This is a genomic window from Paenibacillus sp. WG02, from assembly GCF_055396115.1.
The window spans coordinates 1,900,851-1,918,425 of record NZ_AP036016.1; the positions used below are offsets into that span (position 1 = coordinate 1,900,851).

Annotated in this window: 16 protein-coding genes and 1 pseudogene; 15 read left to right on the plus strand and 2 right to left on the minus strand. The window is 45.8% G+C overall.

Annotated features, from left to right (window positions below; genetic code table 11):
• Positions 1-6 precede the first annotated feature (6 nt).
• From yihA to hemG, 13 genes and pseudogenes are all read left to right on the plus strand, one after another.
• Positions 7-678 (plus strand): ribosome biogenesis GTP-binding protein YihA/YsxC, encoded by a 672-nt coding sequence (gene yihA / locus ACBP55_RS09010; RefSeq protein WP_464650964.1) that lies wholly within the window; start codon positions 7-9, stop codon positions 676-678.
• 244 nt (positions 679-922) lie between these two features.
• Complete coding sequence (locus ACBP55_RS09015) at positions 923-1,510, plus strand: hypothetical protein (protein ID WP_029194640.1); 588 nt, start codon at positions 923-925, stop codon at positions 1,508-1,510.
• A gap of 250 nt (positions 1,511-1,760) precedes the next feature.
• Positions 1,761-2,168: an adenosylmethionine decarboxylase gene (gene speD / locus ACBP55_RS09020; RefSeq protein WP_028556978.1), complete on the plus strand. Its 408-nt coding sequence runs from the start codon at positions 1,761-1,763 to the stop codon at positions 2,166-2,168.
• Positions 2,169-2,294: 126 nt separating this feature from the next.
• On the plus strand, positions 2,295-2,831 hold the full coding sequence (locus tag ACBP55_RS09025; protein WP_464650965.1) for an S-adenosylmethionine decarboxylase: 537 nt from the start codon (positions 2,295-2,297) through the stop codon (positions 2,829-2,831).
• 155 nt (positions 2,832-2,986) lie between these two features.
• Positions 2,987-4,390, plus strand: a complete 1,404-nt coding sequence (gene hemA, locus ACBP55_RS09030; RefSeq protein ID WP_464650966.1) for a glutamyl-tRNA reductase — start codon at positions 2,987-2,989, stop codon at positions 4,388-4,390.
• A gap of 33 nt (positions 4,391-4,423) precedes the next feature.
• Positions 4,424-5,254, plus strand: a complete 831-nt coding sequence (locus tag ACBP55_RS09035) for a cytochrome C assembly family protein (RefSeq protein WP_464650967.1) — start codon at positions 4,424-4,426, stop codon at positions 5,252-5,254.
• Positions 5,255-5,259: 5 nt separating this feature from the next.
• On the plus strand, positions 5,260-6,012 hold the full coding sequence (locus ACBP55_RS09040; RefSeq protein WP_464650968.1) for a precorrin-2 dehydrogenase/sirohydrochlorin ferrochelatase family protein: 753 nt from the start codon (positions 5,260-5,262) through the stop codon (positions 6,010-6,012).
• A gap of 2 nt (positions 6,013-6,014) precedes the next feature.
• On the plus strand, positions 6,015-6,962 hold the full coding sequence (gene hemC / locus ACBP55_RS09045) for a hydroxymethylbilane synthase (protein ID WP_464650969.1): 948 nt from the start codon (positions 6,015-6,017) through the stop codon (positions 6,960-6,962).
• 5 nt (positions 6,963-6,967) lie between these two features.
• Positions 6,968-8,501, plus strand: a pseudogene (cobA, locus tag ACBP55_RS09050) (uroporphyrinogen-III C-methyltransferase).
• A 74-nt stretch (positions 8,502-8,575) separates the two neighbouring features.
• Positions 8,576-9,568, plus strand: a complete 993-nt coding sequence (gene hemB / locus ACBP55_RS09055) for a porphobilinogen synthase (protein WP_464650970.1) — start codon at positions 8,576-8,578, stop codon at positions 9,566-9,568.
• 234 nt (positions 9,569-9,802) lie between these two features.
• On the plus strand, positions 9,803-10,867 hold the full coding sequence (hemE, locus tag ACBP55_RS09060) for a uroporphyrinogen decarboxylase (protein ID WP_464650971.1): 1,065 nt from the start codon (positions 9,803-9,805) through the stop codon (positions 10,865-10,867).
• Between the two features lies 1 nt (position 10,868).
• Complete coding sequence (gene hemH / locus ACBP55_RS09065) at positions 10,869-11,816, plus strand: ferrochelatase (protein WP_464650972.1); 948 nt, start codon at positions 10,869-10,871, stop codon at positions 11,814-11,816.
• Positions 11,813-13,279: a protoporphyrinogen oxidase gene (hemG, locus tag ACBP55_RS09070; RefSeq protein ID WP_464650973.1), complete on the plus strand. Its 1,467-nt coding sequence runs from the start codon at positions 11,813-11,815 to the stop codon at positions 13,277-13,279. The genes hemH and hemG overlap by 4 nt, the downstream gene beginning before the upstream one ends.
• On the opposite strand, the gene ACBP55_RS09075 is transcribed toward hemG, so the two are convergent.
• A complete protein-coding gene (locus ACBP55_RS09075) occupies positions 13,276-13,935 on the minus strand; it encodes a Crp/Fnr family transcriptional regulator (protein ID WP_464650974.1) in 660 nt (219 codons plus the stop codon). The two genes, hemG and ACBP55_RS09075, sit on opposite strands and share 4 nt — an antisense overlap.
• Before the next feature lie 70 nt (positions 13,936-14,005).
• Here ACBP55_RS09075 and hemL point away from each other — a divergent pair, with 70 nt between their 5' ends.
• Positions 14,006-15,304 carry a glutamate-1-semialdehyde 2,1-aminomutase gene (hemL, locus tag ACBP55_RS09080; protein ID WP_464650975.1) on the plus strand — a complete coding sequence of 433 codons (1,299 nt, stop codon included), beginning with the start codon at positions 14,006-14,008 and terminating at the stop codon, positions 15,302-15,304.
• A 62-nt stretch (positions 15,305-15,366) separates the two neighbouring features.
• On the opposite strand, the gene ACBP55_RS09085 is transcribed toward hemL, so the two are convergent.
• Positions 15,367-16,716 (minus strand): phosphodiester glycosidase family protein, encoded by a 1,350-nt coding sequence (locus ACBP55_RS09085; RefSeq protein WP_464650976.1) that lies wholly within the window; start codon positions 16,714-16,716, stop codon positions 15,367-15,369.
• Between the two features lie 417 nt (positions 16,717-17,133).
• On the opposite strand from ACBP55_RS09085, the gene ACBP55_RS09090 reads away from it, so the two are divergent.
• Positions 17,134-17,568, plus strand: a complete 435-nt coding sequence (locus ACBP55_RS09090; RefSeq protein WP_464650977.1) for a pseudouridine synthase — start codon at positions 17,134-17,136, stop codon at positions 17,566-17,568.
• Positions 17,569-17,575 lie beyond the last annotated feature (7 nt).

The window sequence follows — 17,575 nt, forward strand, 5'->3', positions numbered from 1 at the left end:
ACATCCATGAAAGTCAATCAAGCTGAGTTTATTATCAGTGCGGTTGGACCTAGCCAATATCCAGAGGATGCCTTGCCAGAGATTGCTCTGGCAGGGCGTTCTAATGTCGGGAAATCCTCACTCATTAACTGTATGATCTCCCGCAAAAATTTGGCTAGAACCAGCTCACAGCCCGGCAAAACCCAAACACTTAACTATTATAAAATCAACCAGGACTTATATTTCGTAGATCTTCCAGGTTATGGCTACGCCAAAGTTTCCAAAACGAAACGGGAGCAGTGGGGAAAATTTATTGAGAGCTACTTAATGAATCGAGAAACACTGCGCCTTGTTATGCAATTAGTTGATTTGAGGCATCCTCCTTCCAAAGATGATCAAGCCATGTACGAGTGGCTAAGACATAATGATGTGCCTGTCATCGTCATTGCGACTAAGGCCGATAAGATCCCAAAAAGCAGATGGCCTAAGCACATTAAAATTGTCCGAGAAACTTTGGGGATGGATAAAGGTGTCCAACCATTGATGTTTTCCTCGGAGCTTGGGCTCGGCAAGGACGAGCTGTGGGGGATTCTAGAGCAAGCCATTGCTTATGGAGAGCCAGAACCTGAAGAAGCAAATGAACTCGTGATTGAGAAAGTACAAGATAAAGAACAAGGTAAAGAACAAGAACCGTCCTGATTCATAGGGCGGTTTTTTGTGTAAGGATAAGGAGGACGTCAAAAGACAGAGAAAATCAAGAAGAAGTATACGGGAAAGCGAGGTTTACTGGGGAAAATTTGCTGGCATTCCGTAATTCCTTGGTTTTTTCAGAATATTTGGCTGATTATAATGAATTGCACGCAGGAATATTAGAGACGCATGTAGTATAATAATAAACAAGGTAATAGTTAATGGCTTGAAAACAAAGAATCGAGGGATTTTTATGGCACAAAGGTTAGCGACTGAATATGTCAAAACCTGCCTCCAGTTAACAGAAGCCGAGATGTTCAGGTTTTTTCAAATGTTTGTGGATCATCAAGTGACATTGCAAGTGAAGGTCTTGGAAAATGGCAACCAAGAGGTTGTTTTTCAAGATGGAGCAGGTCAGGAAATCGTCCTTTCATTTGAGAAGAAATCGGGCCTATATGAATGCACAGGATCCTGCAGATTAAGTAACACATTACTGGCTAATTTGATGCGTAAAGCGGTGTCAGAGTTTAAAGGAAGCGCAAAAGTAAATCGGATTTACCCTAGTTATACTATGGTTTACTACTATGAGCGTGGGACCGTCGTTAAAATCGAGGAAGTCAAAGGGCAATTGTTGACCGTTATCTATGAGTACAAAGACACCATTGGTCTTATGCAGCAAATGTTTCAAAAGAGAGAAGTCGAGCAAGAGATTGAAATGATCTACGATCAAATTAACCATCTTCTTGATTTGCGTAATATGCTGCAGGAACAGGAAGAACATCAGCAGATCGACACTCGCCTCAATGAGCTAACGCATCGTTTGTTTATATTGGAGGCTTAACTACACATATACCCAATTACAATAGACCCTTTTTAGGGTCTTTTTTGTTTTCCGTCACTTGGCAAAAAAAACTATTGCATTTCTCGTCGATAGATGTTATTTTTATTCTCGTTGAAACAATATAGGAACCAGGATTCACTCAGGACATTGAATGTTGCGAGAGATTATACCCTCGGGAAGTGAATGACGTAGGTCCTAGCGGATGAAATTTTTTTCAGACATTTTATTCCTAGGAAGGGGGAACCGAAAGATGGAAACAGAATACTCAACTTTCGGAAGACACGTTGCTGTAGATACTTGGGGGGTAGATTTCGAACTTCTGAATAATGCAGATTGGCTGCAGGCTCAGATGGTAGAAGCTGCCGAGGTATGCGGAGCAACCGTATTATCTGTACAATCCAAGCAATTTGAACCACAAGGAGCAACTGTACTTGTTATGTTGTCCGAGAGTCATCTCTCCATTCATACTTATCCTGAGAGAGGTTTTGCCGCGCTTGATTGTTATACTTGCGGTGAGACAGTGGACCCTCAATTAGCAATTGACTTTATGGTATCCGTATTGAAACCAGAAACATTCTATGCGAAGAAATTAGTTCGCGGAATGGGTGAACTGCAAGTAGAAACTCCTGAAATAAAGCAAGCAGAGCTTGTTAAATAAGAGTCTGCGCATAACAATAACGATAGCCACGGAGAAATCCGTGGTTATTTGTTTGTCCAGTTACCCATACAATGTTATTGCGACATATGTCCAAACATGAAGCTAACATGAACTGGGGGAACGGATTTGAAGCAGAAAATAGCTAGAAAAGCAGTGATTTACAGTTTGATTGCCTTTCTCATCATCTGGCCTATCTATCAACTCGTTCAAATACTAGGCCCGCATAAAGAAGAGCATGATGTTACCCATCTACTGTATCAAGTATCTCTGTTTCAGATGGAACTTCTGAAGAGCTATCTGGAAGAAGCTGCTCAAAGCAAAGATACCGAAGGATTGAACGCTGTGGGGCAAGCCCTTTACTCGGCAAGTTATACGCATGAACGGTTAGTGCTTGCTGCGGGAGGAAGCGAATATTTGACTTCACTGGACAGTATGACTCAGCTAATGCAGTATTTAAAGCGTCTGCAGGTAGGGGGAAAGCGAGCTTTAAAGCCGGATGAAATCCAGGTTTTGAAGGAAGTTTGGCTTCAGTACAAAAGTTTGTACGATCTTTATGAGAAAATGATGGCTTCGAATGGCGATATTGTTTCGTCTCAAAATACGAAGATGGCAGAATTAGATCGGAATTTAACCTCTTTTATACGAAAAAAAGCACTTCAATAAAGAGTTTGTTCCAGATGACGTATATAGGAACGGAATGCTGTTAAAACTAACGAGCAGTATGAAGCATTCATAATTTATACAAAAAATTTGTCGGATTGCTTGTTTTGCTGTGCTATAATGGTACATAGAATTAGACGGAAAGGCAGGTGGTACCTTTGCATATTATCGCGCTTGGCTTGAATTATCGTACGGCCCCGGTAGAAATTCGGGAGAAGTTTGCTCTTTCCGAGCAGGATTTACCTAAGGCATTGGCAGAATTGAAAGACACGAAAAGCATTTTGGAGTGTGTAATTGTCGCCACCTGCAATCGCACGGAAATCTACGCTGTTGTGGATCGACCGCAGATGTGCAGTCATTACTTGACTCACTTCATTGAACGTTGGTTCCAAGTCGGCAAGGATCAATTCCAAAAGCATTTATATATGTATGAAAATGAAAAAGCGATTGAACATTTATTCCGCGTAACAAGCGGTTTAGATTCCATGGTCATTGGAGAAACCCAAATTCTAGGACAAGTGCGTGATGCTTTTTTATCATCTCAAAATATGAAAGCAACCGGAGCTTATTTCAATACCTTGTTTAAGCAATCCGTGACACTTGCCAAAAAAGCACACTCCGAAACAGGCATTAGCAATAATCCAGTTTCCGTCAGCTACGCCGCGGTGGAACTTGGTAAACGAATATTCGGTACCTACATGAACAAGACGGTTATGATTATTGGTGCTGGTAAGATGAGCGAGCTCACTGTGAAGCACCTTTACGCCAATGGCGCTAACAAAGTTATCGTGGTTAACCGTACGTTTGAACGTGCAGTAGAATTGGCCGAGAAATTTAACGGCATTCCATGTACCATGGATAACATGATGGAGCATTTAGCGGAAGTGGATATTATAATCAGCTCAACGGGCGCTCCGGGATATGTTCTTACGAAAAATGATATTCAGTCCTATGTTCAAAAAAGAAAATCACGTCCGCTTTTCATGATGGATATTGCGGTCCCTCGGGATCTAGATCCACAAATTAGCGGCTTACCGAATGTTTTTCTTTATGATATCGATGATCTGGAGAATATCGTAGACAAGCATTTGCAAGAGAGAAAGAAAGAAGCTGCAAAGATTGAAACGATGATTGAGTCTGAAATCGGTGTTTTCGAACAATGGACGAAGACGCTTGGTGTAAGTCCAGTCATTAGCGCTCTTCAAACAAAAGCAAGTCAGATCCACGAAGAGACGATGGATAATATGTTAAAGAAGCTGCCGGACCTAGATGAACGTGAGATTAAAGTTATTCGTAAATTGACGAAAAGCATTGTGAATCAAGTGCTGCGAGACCCGATCCTGCGCATTAAGGAAATGGCAGGAGAGCGTCATGGCGATGAAGCGCTTGAGCTATTCACGAAACTGTTTGCCCTGGAAGAGACCCTTGAACAACAAGAGAAAGCCAATCAGTTAGCACAAGAACTAGAAGCCGGGCATAAAGCAGTTGAAGCTAAGCAGATGCTGGAAGACAAGTTATCCGTGCTTAGTTTACAGACAGCTGATGTTCTAGCCCAATCTTGAAGAAAAGGGCGCTAATCGCCTAGGAGAGGTGCCATGGTAACACGTAGCTGGTTGTTTGATGCGATGATTTATATGTATGCCCTGAGCCTATTGTTTTACTTTTCGGATTTCGCTAATGCGAACCGAAGCGCGAAACGGATGGGGACGGGGCTGCTTTTGTTTGTATGGGTGCTGCAAACTGCTTACTTAGGAATTAATTTGTACGGTCATTTAACGGAATGGGCGTTTGCCAGGTCGGACGTACTTTTTATGTTTTCGTGGTTGATAGTCACGATTTCACTGTTGATAAACCGATTTTTCCGCATTGAATTGTTTGTATTTTTTGTGAATGTGCTCGGTTTTGCCATTTTGGCTTTGAATGTATTCGGTAATCCGCATGTAACGCCAATAAAGCCTGATTGGAACATCAATGATGAGCTATTATTTATCCATATTACCCTAGCGATTAGCAGTTACGTGGCGTTCTCGATTGCAGCTATTTTCTCAGGCATGTATGTGTTCCTACACAAAATGTTGAAAGCGAAGAAATTTTCAAAAACGGTTATGCGATTACCTTCACTTGAGAAGATTGAACATTACACTTATCTCTCCGTTATTGTCGGTGCACCTTTGCTTCTTATGGCTTTAAGTCTGGGTGTGGTCTGGGTTGTGCTGGAGGGAAATCGTAATTTACTTTATGATCCTAAGGTGATTAATTCATTTTTTGTTTTGGCTGCGTACGCTTTTTATTTATTTCAGCAGCATTCTATGCGTATTTCGGGCAATAAGCTGGCAGCATGGAATCTCGCGGCATTCTTGATTGTTGTTCTCAATTTCGTGGTTTCTAATCTGGTTTCAGGCTTTCATGGTTGGATATGGAGCTAACGACGATGAATCATCCCTATCCGATTATGATGAATCTGTCCGGCCGCCGATGTTTAGTCATCGGCGGCGGTGCTGTAGCTGAAAGAAAAGTGAAATCGCTGCTGCAAGCAGGTGCCCATGTAACAATCGTAAGCACAGAATTTACCTTGGGGCTTATGGAGATGGAGAACCAGTCTGAAGTGGTTCTGTATAGGCAAACGTTTCATCCATCGATAATGATCGATAGGGACTCAGATTTTGCTCCTTACACCTTGGTTGTAGCTTCAACGAATGATGCGGAAGTTAATGCTCACGTGCATGAGATAGCATCAAAGCAGGGACAGCTGATCAACGTTGTTGATCAACCTCATTTGAGCTCCTTCATCGTGCCTTCTGTTGTTCGTAGAGGGAAGTTAGTTATTGCTGTATCAACTGGTGGAGCAAGTCCTTCAGCTGCTCGTAAAATCGCTCAAGAATTGGACAACGCTTATGGTGAGGAGTATGAAACCTACCTCGATTTTCTTAGTGATTTACGGTTACTGATTCAGAGCAGGGTGGCCGATAAACAGGCTAGGCAACGTGTGTTTAAAGAGATGCTTGAATGGGACGTGCTGGCCAAAATTCGGGACGACACGTTCGAGAGTTGGAAAAAGAAGCTATACATAACGTTAGAGAAAGAACCTTGGATGCAGGAGCAAGTTGGTGATAGAGGTATAGATCTATCTGCTTGGTTAGCAGCTATCAAGGATATCGGGCAGCAAGTACAGGGAGGCGGGTAGAGATGAGAACAATCATTGTAGGAACTAGACAAAGTGCGTTGGCATTAACTCAGACAGGACAAGTTGTGGAGCTCTTAAAACAGCTTGCAGCGGACCATGGGATCGATTGTCAATTTGAAATAAAGAAAATTGTCACGAAGGGCGACCGCATTCTGGATGTCACCTTGTCCAAGGTAGGCGGCAAGGGTTTGTTCGTCAAGGAAATTGAACAGGCACTCGTGGACGGCGACATCGACATGGCCGTCCACAGCATGAAAGATATGCCCTTCGAGCTACCCGAAGGGCTAGTCGTCGGAGCGGTGCCGAAGCGTGAGGATCCGCGCGATGCGCTGATCACACGCGGGCACCGCTCCCTGGACGAGCTGCCGCAAGGCGCGCTCGTCGGTACAAGCTCGCTGCGGCGCGCCAGCCAGCTGCAGCACCTCCGCCCGGACCTCCGCATCGAGTCGGTCCGCGGGAACATTGATTCGAGGCTGCGCAAGCTCGATGAGGAGAACTTCGATGCGATTCTGCTTGCCGCGGCCGGTTCGCACCGGATCGGCTGGCAGGATCGCATCAGCGCGTACTTGCCACCCGAGATCTGCCTCCCTGCCGTAGGGCAGGGGGCGCTGTGCATCGAGTGCCGGGGCGGCGACGCCTTCATGCTGGACCTGCTGAGCAGGTTCCAGCATGAGCCTACCGCGCTCGCGGTGCGAGCGGAGCGGGCTTTCCTTGGCAGACTCAATGGAGGCTGCCAGGTGCCGCTCGGCGCTTACGCGAGCATCAGTGAAGACAGCAGCGCATCAGAGGCGCCGCTGCTCACTTTAACGGGCATGGTCGGTACGCCGGACGGCGTCACCATGCTCAAGGAAACGGCTTCCGGGAGCGATCCAGAAGCGCTTGGTTTGCTTGTCGCCGATAAGCTGATTGCGCAAGGCGCAGAACGTATCCTGGCTGAGGTAAGGAAGTGAGCTTCGTGAACAAAGGAAGAGTTTATCTCGTTGGTGCGGGTCCCGGAGATCCTAAGCTCATCTCGGTTCGCGGTATGGAAGCTATCCAGAAAGCCGATGTCATCGTATATGACCGGCTGGCCAACCCTCGTCTACTCAAGCATCGCAGACCGGAAGCTGAGCTGATCTTTGTCGGTAAGCTTCCGGACAAACATATACTTAAGCAAGAAGAAATTAATCAATTGCTCGTGGATCTAGCCCTTCAAGGAAAAGTAGTGACTCGTCTCAAAGGCGGCGATCCCAGCGTTTTCGGTCGAGTGGGCGAGGAAGCGGAGACTGCTAGCAGATAACGATGTGATCTTCGATATTATTCCAGGTATCACATCCTCGATTGCGGTTCCTGCTTACGCGGGGATTCCAGTAACTCATCGCGACTTCACTTCGTCATTTGCGATTATTACCGGTCATGAATACCCGAATAAGACCTATTCCAGTTTGGACTGGGAGCATCTGGCCAAGGCGATTGGCACCATGGTTTTCTTGATGGGTGTAGCGAATCTTGAACAAATTTGCCGCGAATTGATTCGCTGCGGCAAACCGCCAGAAATGCCAGTTGCCCTCGTCAGATGGGGAACATGGGCAGATCAAGAAACGATTACGGGAACCTTGGCTGATATTACGGAGAAGGTGAGATCAGCTAATTTCAAATCGCCAGCCGTTATTATTGTTGGTGAAGTTGTTAAGCTGCGTGAGAAGCTGGCATGGATCGAGAAGAAGCCGCTCTTTGGGCGTCGAGTGCTTGTCACAAGAGCTAGAAGCCAAGCAAGTGAGCTTGTGGATTTAATCGATGATATGGGTGGGGAAGCAGTCGAATTCCCTGTTATTCGATTACAACCGCCAAGTCGCCCAGAGGCCATTCAAGCGCTGGACCTAGCGCTAGACAAGCTTCATGAATTTGACTGGGTGCTGCTGACAAGCGTAAACGGTGTTGAGTATTTTTTCCGGAGGCTGCGTGAAAAAGGGATCGATGTCCGTAAGATGGGGAATGCTCGCATTGCAGCCGTAGGCCCGAAGACAGCCGAAGCGCTAGCTGAGCGTGGCATTATTGCGGATGTACTCCCAGCCAAATTTCACGGCGAGGGTATCCTGGAAGCCATTCAAGCAGATTTGAAAGCCGGTCAGAAGGTGCTATTACCTACGGCTGACTTGGCACGTGATTATCTGCCTGATAAGCTCAAAGAGCTCGGTCTTGAAGTAACGGAAGTTGATGTCTACGAAAATGTACTCACAACAGACGATGGGGATGAAATCATTCATCTTCTGCAAAATCAAAGCATTCATATCATAACTTTTACAAGCTCATCTACGGTTACAAACTTACTCGAAGCCTTGCGTCAGCTGGGTGTGGAAGACCCGCTATCCTTGCTGCAAGGGGTTGAAATTGCTTGTATTGGACCCAAAACCGCAGAGACCGCCAGTCAATGTGGACTGCCGGTAACGTATATGGCGGAAGAGTCTACCGTTGCTTCATTGGTACAAAGTATTTCGCAATATAAATAATAAAAATGCTTCAGATGCAGCTTCATAAGGATAAGGAGACGCATCTGAGCGCCAATAAGGAGGCGGAATTCTACATGAGTTTCCCTATCGTTCGTCATCGCCGCTTACGCGGCAATGCAGCTATTCGTAATCTGGTACGTGAAAATCAAGTGACGGTTCACGATGTTGTACAACCTATTTTTGTCACGCATGGTTCGAACATCAAGTCCGAAATCCCTTCAATGCCGGGTGTTTATCATTTTTCTTTAGACAGAGTGCAGGAAGAGATCGAAGAAATCACAAAGCTTGGCATTCAAGCTATTCTTCTGTTTGGTGTTCCGGATCATAAAGATGCGAAAGGAACATCCGCTTTTATGGATGAAGGCATTGTGCAGCAAGCAACTCGTTTGATTAAAGAATTGAACCCGAATTTGCTCGTTATCGCCGATACGTGTCTATGTCAGTTTACAGATACAGGCCATTGTGGTGTTATCCATCATCATCCGGTTACAGGACATGCGGATGTGGCAAATGATGCTTCCTTGGAGCTTTTAGTTCGTACTGCAGTTTCGCAAGCCAAAGCGGGTGCTGACATTATCGCTCCTTCCAATATGATGGACGGCTATGTGCATGCGATTCGTTCAGGATTAGATGAAGCAGGCTACGAGAATACACCGATTATGGCTTATTCCGTTAAATATGCATCTGCTTACTACGGTCCATTCCGGGATGCTGTAGATTCAACACCGCAATTCGGTGACCGCAAGACATATCAAATGGATCCAGCCAACGGGCGCGAAGCTTTGCGTGAAGCGGAAAGTGACGTTGCAGAGGGGGCTGATTTCCTCATGGTGAAACCGGCTCTTGCTTATATGGACATCATTCGGATGCTGAAGGATAACTTTGATTTGCCGGTAGTTGCCTATAATGTGAGTGCGGAATATTCGATGATTAAGGCTGCGGCCATGCAGGGCTGGGTGAATGAAGAAGCTATCGTAATGGAAACAATGACCAGCTTCAAACGTGCCGGCGCTGACATCATCTTGACTTATTTTGCCAAAGACATTGCTCGTTATTTGAAAAAATAAATAATTTCCAAATAGAGCCATTCACCTAAGATGCAAAGGCGAGCAGTTTCCGGTGGAAACGATCAGCATGTATCTTAGTGCGGATGGTTCTTTTGTCATACTTTTGTCGCAAAACCTAAGCTTACCTCAGTTGTGACAGGGGTATAATTAGGGCATAATGAATGAGAATAGATGGAAACCAATCGGAGAGACTTTGGCTTAGGGCCAAAGATCCCTATATATGGAAGGTGCCTCATGACCTACAACGATAATTTTATTAAAGCATGCCGTAAAGAACAAGTGGATACACTGCCTGTTTGGTATATGCGCCAAGCTGGACGTTACGATCCGGATTATCGCAAAATCAAAGAAAAGTACTCACTGCTCGAAATTTGTCAGCAACCAGAGCTAGCTGCGGAAGTTACGATGATGCCCATCAAAAAGTTGGGTGTTGATGCGGCCATTTTATATTCGGACATCATGAATCCCGTAGCTTCTCTTGGGGTTGATTTTGATATTGTCAAAGATGTCGGTCCTGTGATTCATACGCCAGTTCGAACAGCGCAAGATGTTGAGCGTCTGCGTCCTATCGATGTGGAGAAAGATTTATCGCATATCATTCAAACGATTCGTATCTTGGACAAGGAGCTTGAGGTTCCCCTCATCTCATTTGCGGGTGCGCCATTTACGATTGCGAGCTACTTGATTGAAGGTAGACCATCCAAAAGCTATATTCGTACAAAGCAGCTTATGTACTCCGAACCAACGGTTTGGTTTGCCTTAATGGAGAAGCTTGGCGATATGGTCATTACCTACTTGCGAGCGCATATCGCAGCGGGTGCCAAAGCTGTTCAAGTATTTGACAGCTGGGTTGGCGCGCTTTCTCCTGCGGATTTCCAAATGTATGTGCTGCCGACAATGACGCGTATTTTCAAAGAACTTGCGGACTTGAAGGAGCCAAAGATTTATTTCCCGGGCGTGAGTTCAGGAGAGCTGCTTCCTTATCTTAAAGACATTCAAGCGGATGTCATTGGTCTAGATTGGCGGATTCCAATTTCTGTAGGCCGCGCCAGAGTTGGCGAGCGTTTTGCCGTGCAAGGAAACTTGGATCCCTATATTTTAACAGCTCCGATGAGCGTTATTGAGCAGCAGGCGAAAGCCATTATAGATGAGGGAATCCAGCAACCAGGTTATATCTTTAACCTTGGCCATGGTTTATTCCCGGAAGCATCGCTTGAGAAGCTTAAGGATTTGACTACATTCATTCATACTTACTCACATTCCGTATTATCTCAGCAAGCAGAAAAGAGTGGTGTTTAGCATGGCGAGTCAACGTATAGGTGTTTTAGTCATGTCTTATGGTACGCCGGAAAGTTTGGATCAAGTTGAAGCCTATTACACACATATTAGACGTGGCCATCCTCCAACACCTGAGCAGCTGCATGAATTAACGGCTCGTTATGAGGCAATTGTTGGAGGGTTCTTCCCGCTGCGTGAAAATACAAACAAGCAGGTTAAAGGGTTGGAGAATACACTTCGTCAAGAACATCCAGACCTTGAATTCGTCTGTTATCAGGGTCTGAAGCATGCTCAGCCTTACGTAGAAGACGGTGTAGAGCAAATGGTTAAGGATGGTATTACGGAGGCTGTGGGAGTCGTTCTTGCCCCTCACTACTCCACGATGAGTGTTGGCGGCTATGTCAAAAGAGCGAAAGATAAGGCAGAGGCGCTTGGTCTGAAGATTGATTTCGTTCTTGACTACCATCTTCATCCTAAACTGGTGGATGCCCTTAGTACTCGTGTTGACAAAGCCTTGGAGAAATTCGCAGGTGTGAATCGAAATGATGTGCGTGTTATCTTTACTGCGCACAGCTTGCCTGAGAAAATTCTTGAATTGAAAGACCCCTACCCAGATCAATTGCTTGCCACTTCCAAAGTTATTGCCGAACGTGTAGGTTTAACGAATTGGCAGTTCGGTTGGCAAAGCGCTGGGCAAACAGCGATGCCATGGCTCGGTCCGGATATCTTGGATGTTATTCGGAAAATCAATCAAGAAGAGAACGTCAAGAATGTTCTCCTATGTCCGATCGGTTTTGTTTCAGATCATCTGGAGGTTCTCTACGATATCGATATTGAAGCACAGGCTTTGGCTAAAGAGCTTGGACTGCATTTGGAACGAACAGAATCCCTAAATACAGACCCTCTATACCTGGAAACATTGAGTGATGTTGTGTACAAGAAATGGAAAGAGGTCACTAGTTTATCATGAATACTAGGATTCCTCACTACATGATTGTTGGCGGGGGGATTACGGGGCTTAGCGCAGCTTTTTACTTAAAGAAAAGGTTGGAGTCAGCGGGAGCTCCTTTTCGGCTTTCTGTGGTGGAGAAATCACCCACATTTGGCGGGAAAATTCATACCATAGAGCGCGAGGGTTTCGTCATTGAAAAGGGGCCGGATTCCTTCCTTGCACGGAAGCGCCCTATTATTGATCTGGCTTATGATCTTGGGCTTGAGCATGAGCTTACAGGTACGAACCCTGCGGCGAAAAAGACCTACATTGTACGTCAAGGCAAGCTGCACCGCATGCCGCCTGGCTTAGTGCTCGGCATACCCACGCAAATGACACCGTTCATGAAGACAGGCCTCATTTCTCCATTAGGTAAAATGCGAGCTGCACTGGATTTGATCCTGCCTAAGCGTGATGTATCGACAGATGAATCTCTTGGGCATTTTCTGGAGCGCCGTTTAGGGAGAGAAGTGCTTCAACGTATCGTGGAGCCGCTTCTAGCAGGGATTTATGCGGGAGATACGTTTAAGCTTAGTTTGAAAGCTACGTTCCCGCAGTTTCGAGCGATGGAACAGAAGCATCGAAGTTTAATTCTAGGAATGATGGCCAGCCGCAAAAACGTGAGTGAAGAGAGTGCTCACTTACCTTCTGCTGTTCGTAACTCGATTTTTGTGACGTTCAAGAAGGGACTTCAGACATTGGTTTCGGGCTTAGAAGACGCCTTGAAAACTGTGGATCTAAGAAATGGCGTTGGGGTTGTATCCGTTCGGAAAATGGGACAGCAGCAGGCCGAGGTTATCTTTGAGGATGGGCATAGTGAAATAGTTGATGGCGTTATCCTGACTACGCCTACTTATCAGGCAGCGCAGTTGTTAGCTGATTTCCCTGCAGTAAATAAGCTTAAGAAGATTGATTACATTTCCGTGGCGAATGTTATTATGGCTTTCGATCGCAAAGACATCCCTTTTGAACTGGATGCATCGGGCTTTCTAGTACCGAAAACCGAGGGCAGGACGATTACGGCGTGTACGTTAACATCTGCTAAATGGCTCCATTCAGCCCCAGACGGGAAGGTTCTTCTGCGCTGTTATATCGGTCGTGCTGGTGAGCAAGAGTGGCCGGAATGGTCAGATGAACAACTAGTTAGCAAAGCTCGCCATGACCTGCGAGAACTGTTAGGACTAACGGCTGAACCGCTCTTTACGGATGTAACACGACTCATGCATTCCATGCCGCAATATCCAGTGGGTCATCTGGAGCAGATTGCACAGTTCCGTGAAGAGCTTGCAGCAGCTATGCCTCAAGTCCTTATCGTAGGCGCGGGGTTTCATGGAGTGGGTCTTCCTGACTGTATTAGGCAAGGTAAAGAGGCTGCGTGGCAGCTTGCAGATCTGATCCAAAGCCAGCCGCCGGAAGCCGTAGAAACAGCCAGTTCGATTTAACGTAGCTTGGCCAGATCTATTTTGAAATCGGATGCTGAAATGATCAAGATTTGCTTTTCTTCCAGATCACGAATCACCTGCATGAGCGTCACTTTTTGTACGCCGGCCAGTTGAGATATTTCATCAAAGTTAAGGACCAGCTTAATCGTAATCGTATTTCCGTTACGCAGTCCATGCTTATTCGCCATTTTGATCAAACTTTTGATGACACGCGTTCTCGCGTCTAAGAAGGTCAAATCGAACACTTGTTGATTCGTATCGCGCAGTCGACTGCTGAGCTCTTGCATAATGCCCAAGGTAATGTCAAAATGAGTGCGTAGCAATTCGAGGAAATTTTGTCCTGTCAATGTGAGGAGAACGCTGTCCTCCAACGTTTGGGCCGAAGCCGAGCGCGGCTTGCCATCAATGAGTGAAAGTTCACCAAAGCTTTCGCCTGATTTGCAGATGGACAAGATTTTTTCCTCACCAGAGCTGCTAGTTGTGAAGATTTTGACAGAGCCGCTGAGGACCATATAAAAGACGGAGCCGACTTCTTTTTCGGAAAATAGGACGGTACTTCTTGTAAACGTGCGTCTTGTACAAATCTGAGCTAGAGCGTTGAATTGTTCTTCATTCAAATGGGAGAATAAAGGTACTTTTTTGATGATATCGATCATAGGGGTACCGCCTTTATGTATAGTAAGTCCACTCATTTTATCATAGATAGTTTACGGGGGGTATGAAATTATGGGAAATTCGAGCAGAATCGACACGCTCTCTTCGGCAGCCTTTCAAGAAGCTAAAAAAATCATTCCGGGTGGAGTGAACAGTCCTGTTCGCGCCTTCAAGTCGGTTGGATTAACACCTTTGTTCATGGAGAAGGGTTCAGGTTCTCGCGTAACAGATATTGACGGCAATACCTTTATTGATTATGTAGGATCTTGGGGTCCGTTAATTGTAGGACATGCTCACCCTGTCGTGCTGGAAGCTATTAAAAGTACAGCGGAAAAAGGAACGAGCTTCGGTGCTCCGACGCTTCTAGAAACGGAAATGGCAAAGTTGGTTATTGAACGGGTGCCGTCCATAGATATGGTCCGCATGGTGAATTCGGGGACAGAAGCGACGATGAGTGCCCTGCGGTTAGCACGTGGATTTACGAAGCGCGACAAGATCGTGAAATTCGAAGGAAGCTACCACGGACATGCAGATGCGCTGCTGATCAAAGCTGGCTCCGGTGTAGCTACACTAGGCCTTCCAGACAGTCCTGGGGTACCGAATAGCGTGGCCTCGAATACGATCACCGTCCCTTACAATGATTTGGCATCGGTTAAATTAGTGTTTGAAAAGTTTGGGGAAGAGATCGCGGCTATCATCGTTGAGCCGATTGCAGGGAATATGGGCGTAGTGCCTCCAGCTGAAGGGTTTTTACAAGGATTACGTTCCATTACGCAGCAATATGGCTCCTTGTTAATCTTCGATGAAGTGATGACTGGCTTTCGCGTGCATAAACACTGTGCTCAGGGCTTGTACGGCGTTACACCTGATTTAACATGTCTAGGTAAGGTTATTGGCGGAGGACTCCCTGTTGGCGCTTATGGTGGCCGACTGGACATCATGGAGCAGATTGCTCCTGCAGGTCCAATCTATCAGGCGGGAACCTTATCAGGCAATCCGCTAGCGATGGCAGCAGGCTTCGCAACGTTATCCTTATTGGGTGAGCCTAATGTGTATGAGGAACTGGAACGTAAATCTGCGAAGCTGGAAGCTGGTTTTGCTGGGAATGCTGCTGAATTTGGCGTAGCAAGCACAATTAACCGAGTAGGATCCATGATATGTCCATTCTTCACCGAGGAGACTGTCACGAATTACGATACAGCCAAAACGTCTGATCTGGCTAAGTTTAATGCTTATTTTGGCCATTTGCTCGATCTGGGCGTCTCAGTTGCACCTTCACAATTCGAAGGTATGTTTGTATCTACGGTACATTCCGATGAAGATATCGATGCCACAATCGATGCTCATCGTGAAGCGTTGAAGCGATTATAATTTTGTGAACATACAAAGACCTGGCCAATGCGGCCAGGTCTTTTGCGACTTATGTAGAAGATTTATTCTGGTTTTATTGTAGGAGCAGCGGTTGGAGATGGCAATGCAGGATTCCCATTGTTTGTTTGCCCTTGATTAGGGCTTGTACTCGGTGTAGGCGTAGGGCTCGGCTTTGAAGATGTGGAAGCTCCCGGTGAGGGTGAGGAACTTCCTGTGCCAGTGCCAGAACCTGTGCCTGTATTGCCGTTGCCAGTGCCCGTAGTCGGAGATGGACTCGGCTTCGTAGAAGACGTCGGTGAAGTTTCAGGCTTCGCTGACGGACTTGGTTTGACCGTACCATGATCTGATCCTGAAGGAGGATTAGACGTGCCATTCTTACCAGCTTCACTGCTGGATTCAGGCTTGGTTGATGTTGTTGGCTTCGGTGTAGCTGTTTCTTTAGGCGGGTTCGCTTTTTTATTCGCTTGTTCTTTCAAGAATTCAGGGTGGTCATAAGCACCGCCTGGATCGATTGTCTTAAGCCCTTCCCAAACATTCTTGACCTTTACTTGGTCAGGATGATCAAAAACTAGAAAAGCAGAAGGTAAGCGACGCTCCCCATAACGACTGGAGGGCTTTGTAATCAGCTCGTCATTGTATACCATCTCAGAGGAAGCTCCGCCATCCAAGAAGCCGGCATTAATAACGTCATCAGCGAGAAATAGATCTTGTACCTCTTTGAGTGTTGCGCCTACACTGTGCGTTTGTCGGCCGTCGATCACGATGAAGATAACCGTTCCGTCGGCTTTTTGTCCCACAGCTGTACGAGGTGCGCGTCCCCAGCCTCCGTCACCGCTAGTAATGAGCGGTTTTCCGTTAGCAATAACACGCGGATAGAAGGATACGGCGTCCGTGACACCGAGTTTGAGCAGCTCGTCAATCGTATACTTCCCGATAATGAGTGTGCCTTCTTTTGTGAATCCAACAATATGTTGAGGAACGCTGCCCTCTTGGTCTGTATAAAGAATTTCACCGCCGGACATAATAGCACCAATTGGCGCAAATCCGTTTCCAAGTCCGTCTGGATCGTTGAAGCCACCGCCATTTACGCCGGCGACAGCGCCAGTACGCTCTACCATGGAGGTAATTCTTTCCCCTTCACCTTGCTTTGCGGGTACTACGACACGAATCGTACGCGGGTCATATACATACATTTTCTTGCCCTTCCATAACTGGCCAGAAATATCTTCCACTTTCACGAGACTTTCCCTTGAACGATTTTTATTGAATTGAACCGCTCGCAAATCTTGTTTTTCAACAGAGTTGATTTCGGTCAAATTTTGCATTTCGAGAACCATCTGATCTCTACGTTCCGCACCAACGAAAATCCAGGCCCAGTCACGATGCTGCGTCGTAATAACGGTTTTAGCCAAATATTCGCGGATATATTCCCCCTGGAGGGGTTAGAAATAAGAAGCTTGAACTAAGAAAAGTACAGACAGCTATTACGAGAAAAGTGCGCTTCAGCCAACTATAACTCCGAAAATGTTCTAATATTGAACTACCCAAGGTGTCCCTCTCCTGCTCTATTATTCTATTTGGTATTAGATATTTTGATAAGTAATGTCGAAAAAAGACAATACAAGATTTATATTATCATATTTTTGCATGCAATTGTTATTGGTAATTGTTAAAATAAAGTGTACATAATCCCTATTTCCTTAAGGAGCCATGAATGCTATGAAACGATATTACTTTTTTGATTTTCCAATAGATTTAATGGCCGTTGTTTTTGTCTTTCTGGTGATTTTGCTCGCAATCTATATATCTTTTCGTAAAGGAATACATCAATGACTGAGTGGAAGCGCAGCGGTGAATGGTTAGAGATCCCCCTACCAAATCCGTTATGGAAACCTCTTAAACCAGGGGCGATAGAAGAATTAGCAGCTATACTGCCAGTTCCTAGAAAGTATTTTCTTCGACTAGCCTCTCAAGGCCTTATTCGAATTCACGATGACAAAATTCGACTTCATGCTTTTCCTGAAGAGAAGGCTGCTTTCAGACCGGAGCCCAATGATCTTGGCATTTTGTATGAGGATGACTTTTGCCTTGTCGTTAATAAACCGGCAGGCATGTCCGTACATCCAGCAGAAGCAGGGCAAAGCGGTACGTTGGCTTCTGCGGTAGCCTACTATTTTGAATCGACTGGCCAGGCTTGTGGGATTCGCCATATCCATCGTTTAGATCAAGATACGACCGGAAGCTGTACTTTATGCCAAAAATGAGTGGGCG

Coding starts and splice junctions, on each gene's coding strand:
- yihA (WP_464650964.1), top strand. CDS start 7: ATGAAAGTCAATCAAGCTGAGTTTATTATCAGTGCGGTTGGACCTAGC.
- ACBP55_RS09015 (WP_029194640.1), top strand. CDS start 923: ATGGCACAAAGGTTAGCGACTGAATATGTCAAAACCTGCCTCCAGTTA.
- speD (WP_028556978.1), top strand. CDS start 1,761: ATGGAAACAGAATACTCAACTTTCGGAAGACACGTTGCTGTAGATACT.
- ACBP55_RS09035 (WP_464650967.1), top strand. CDS start 4,424: ATGGTAACACGTAGCTGGTTGTTTGATGCGATGATTTATATGTATGCC.
- ACBP55_RS09040 (WP_464650968.1), top strand. CDS start 5,260: ATGAATCATCCCTATCCGATTATGATGAATCTGTCCGGCCGCCGATGT.
- hemC (WP_464650969.1), top strand. CDS start 6,015: ATGAGAACAATCATTGTAGGAACTAGACAAAGTGCGTTGGCATTAACT.
- hemB (WP_464650970.1), top strand. CDS start 8,576: ATGAGTTTCCCTATCGTTCGTCATCGCCGCTTACGCGGCAATGCAGCT.
- hemE (WP_464650971.1), top strand. CDS start 9,803: ATGACCTACAACGATAATTTTATTAAAGCATGCCGTAAAGAACAAGTG.
- hemH (WP_464650972.1), top strand. CDS start 10,869: ATGGCGAGTCAACGTATAGGTGTTTTAGTCATGTCTTATGGTACGCCG.
- hemG (WP_464650973.1), top strand. CDS start 11,813: ATGAATACTAGGATTCCTCACTACATGATTGTTGGCGGGGGGATTACG.
- ACBP55_RS09075 (WP_464650974.1), bottom strand. CDS start 13,935: ATGATCGATATCATCAAAAAAGTACCTTTATTCTCCCATTTGAATGAA.
- hemL (WP_464650975.1), top strand. CDS start 14,006: ATGGGAAATTCGAGCAGAATCGACACGCTCTCTTCGGCAGCCTTTCAA.
- ACBP55_RS09090 (WP_464650977.1), top strand. CDS start 17,134: ATGACTGAGTGGAAGCGCAGCGGTGAATGGTTAGAGATCCCCCTACCA.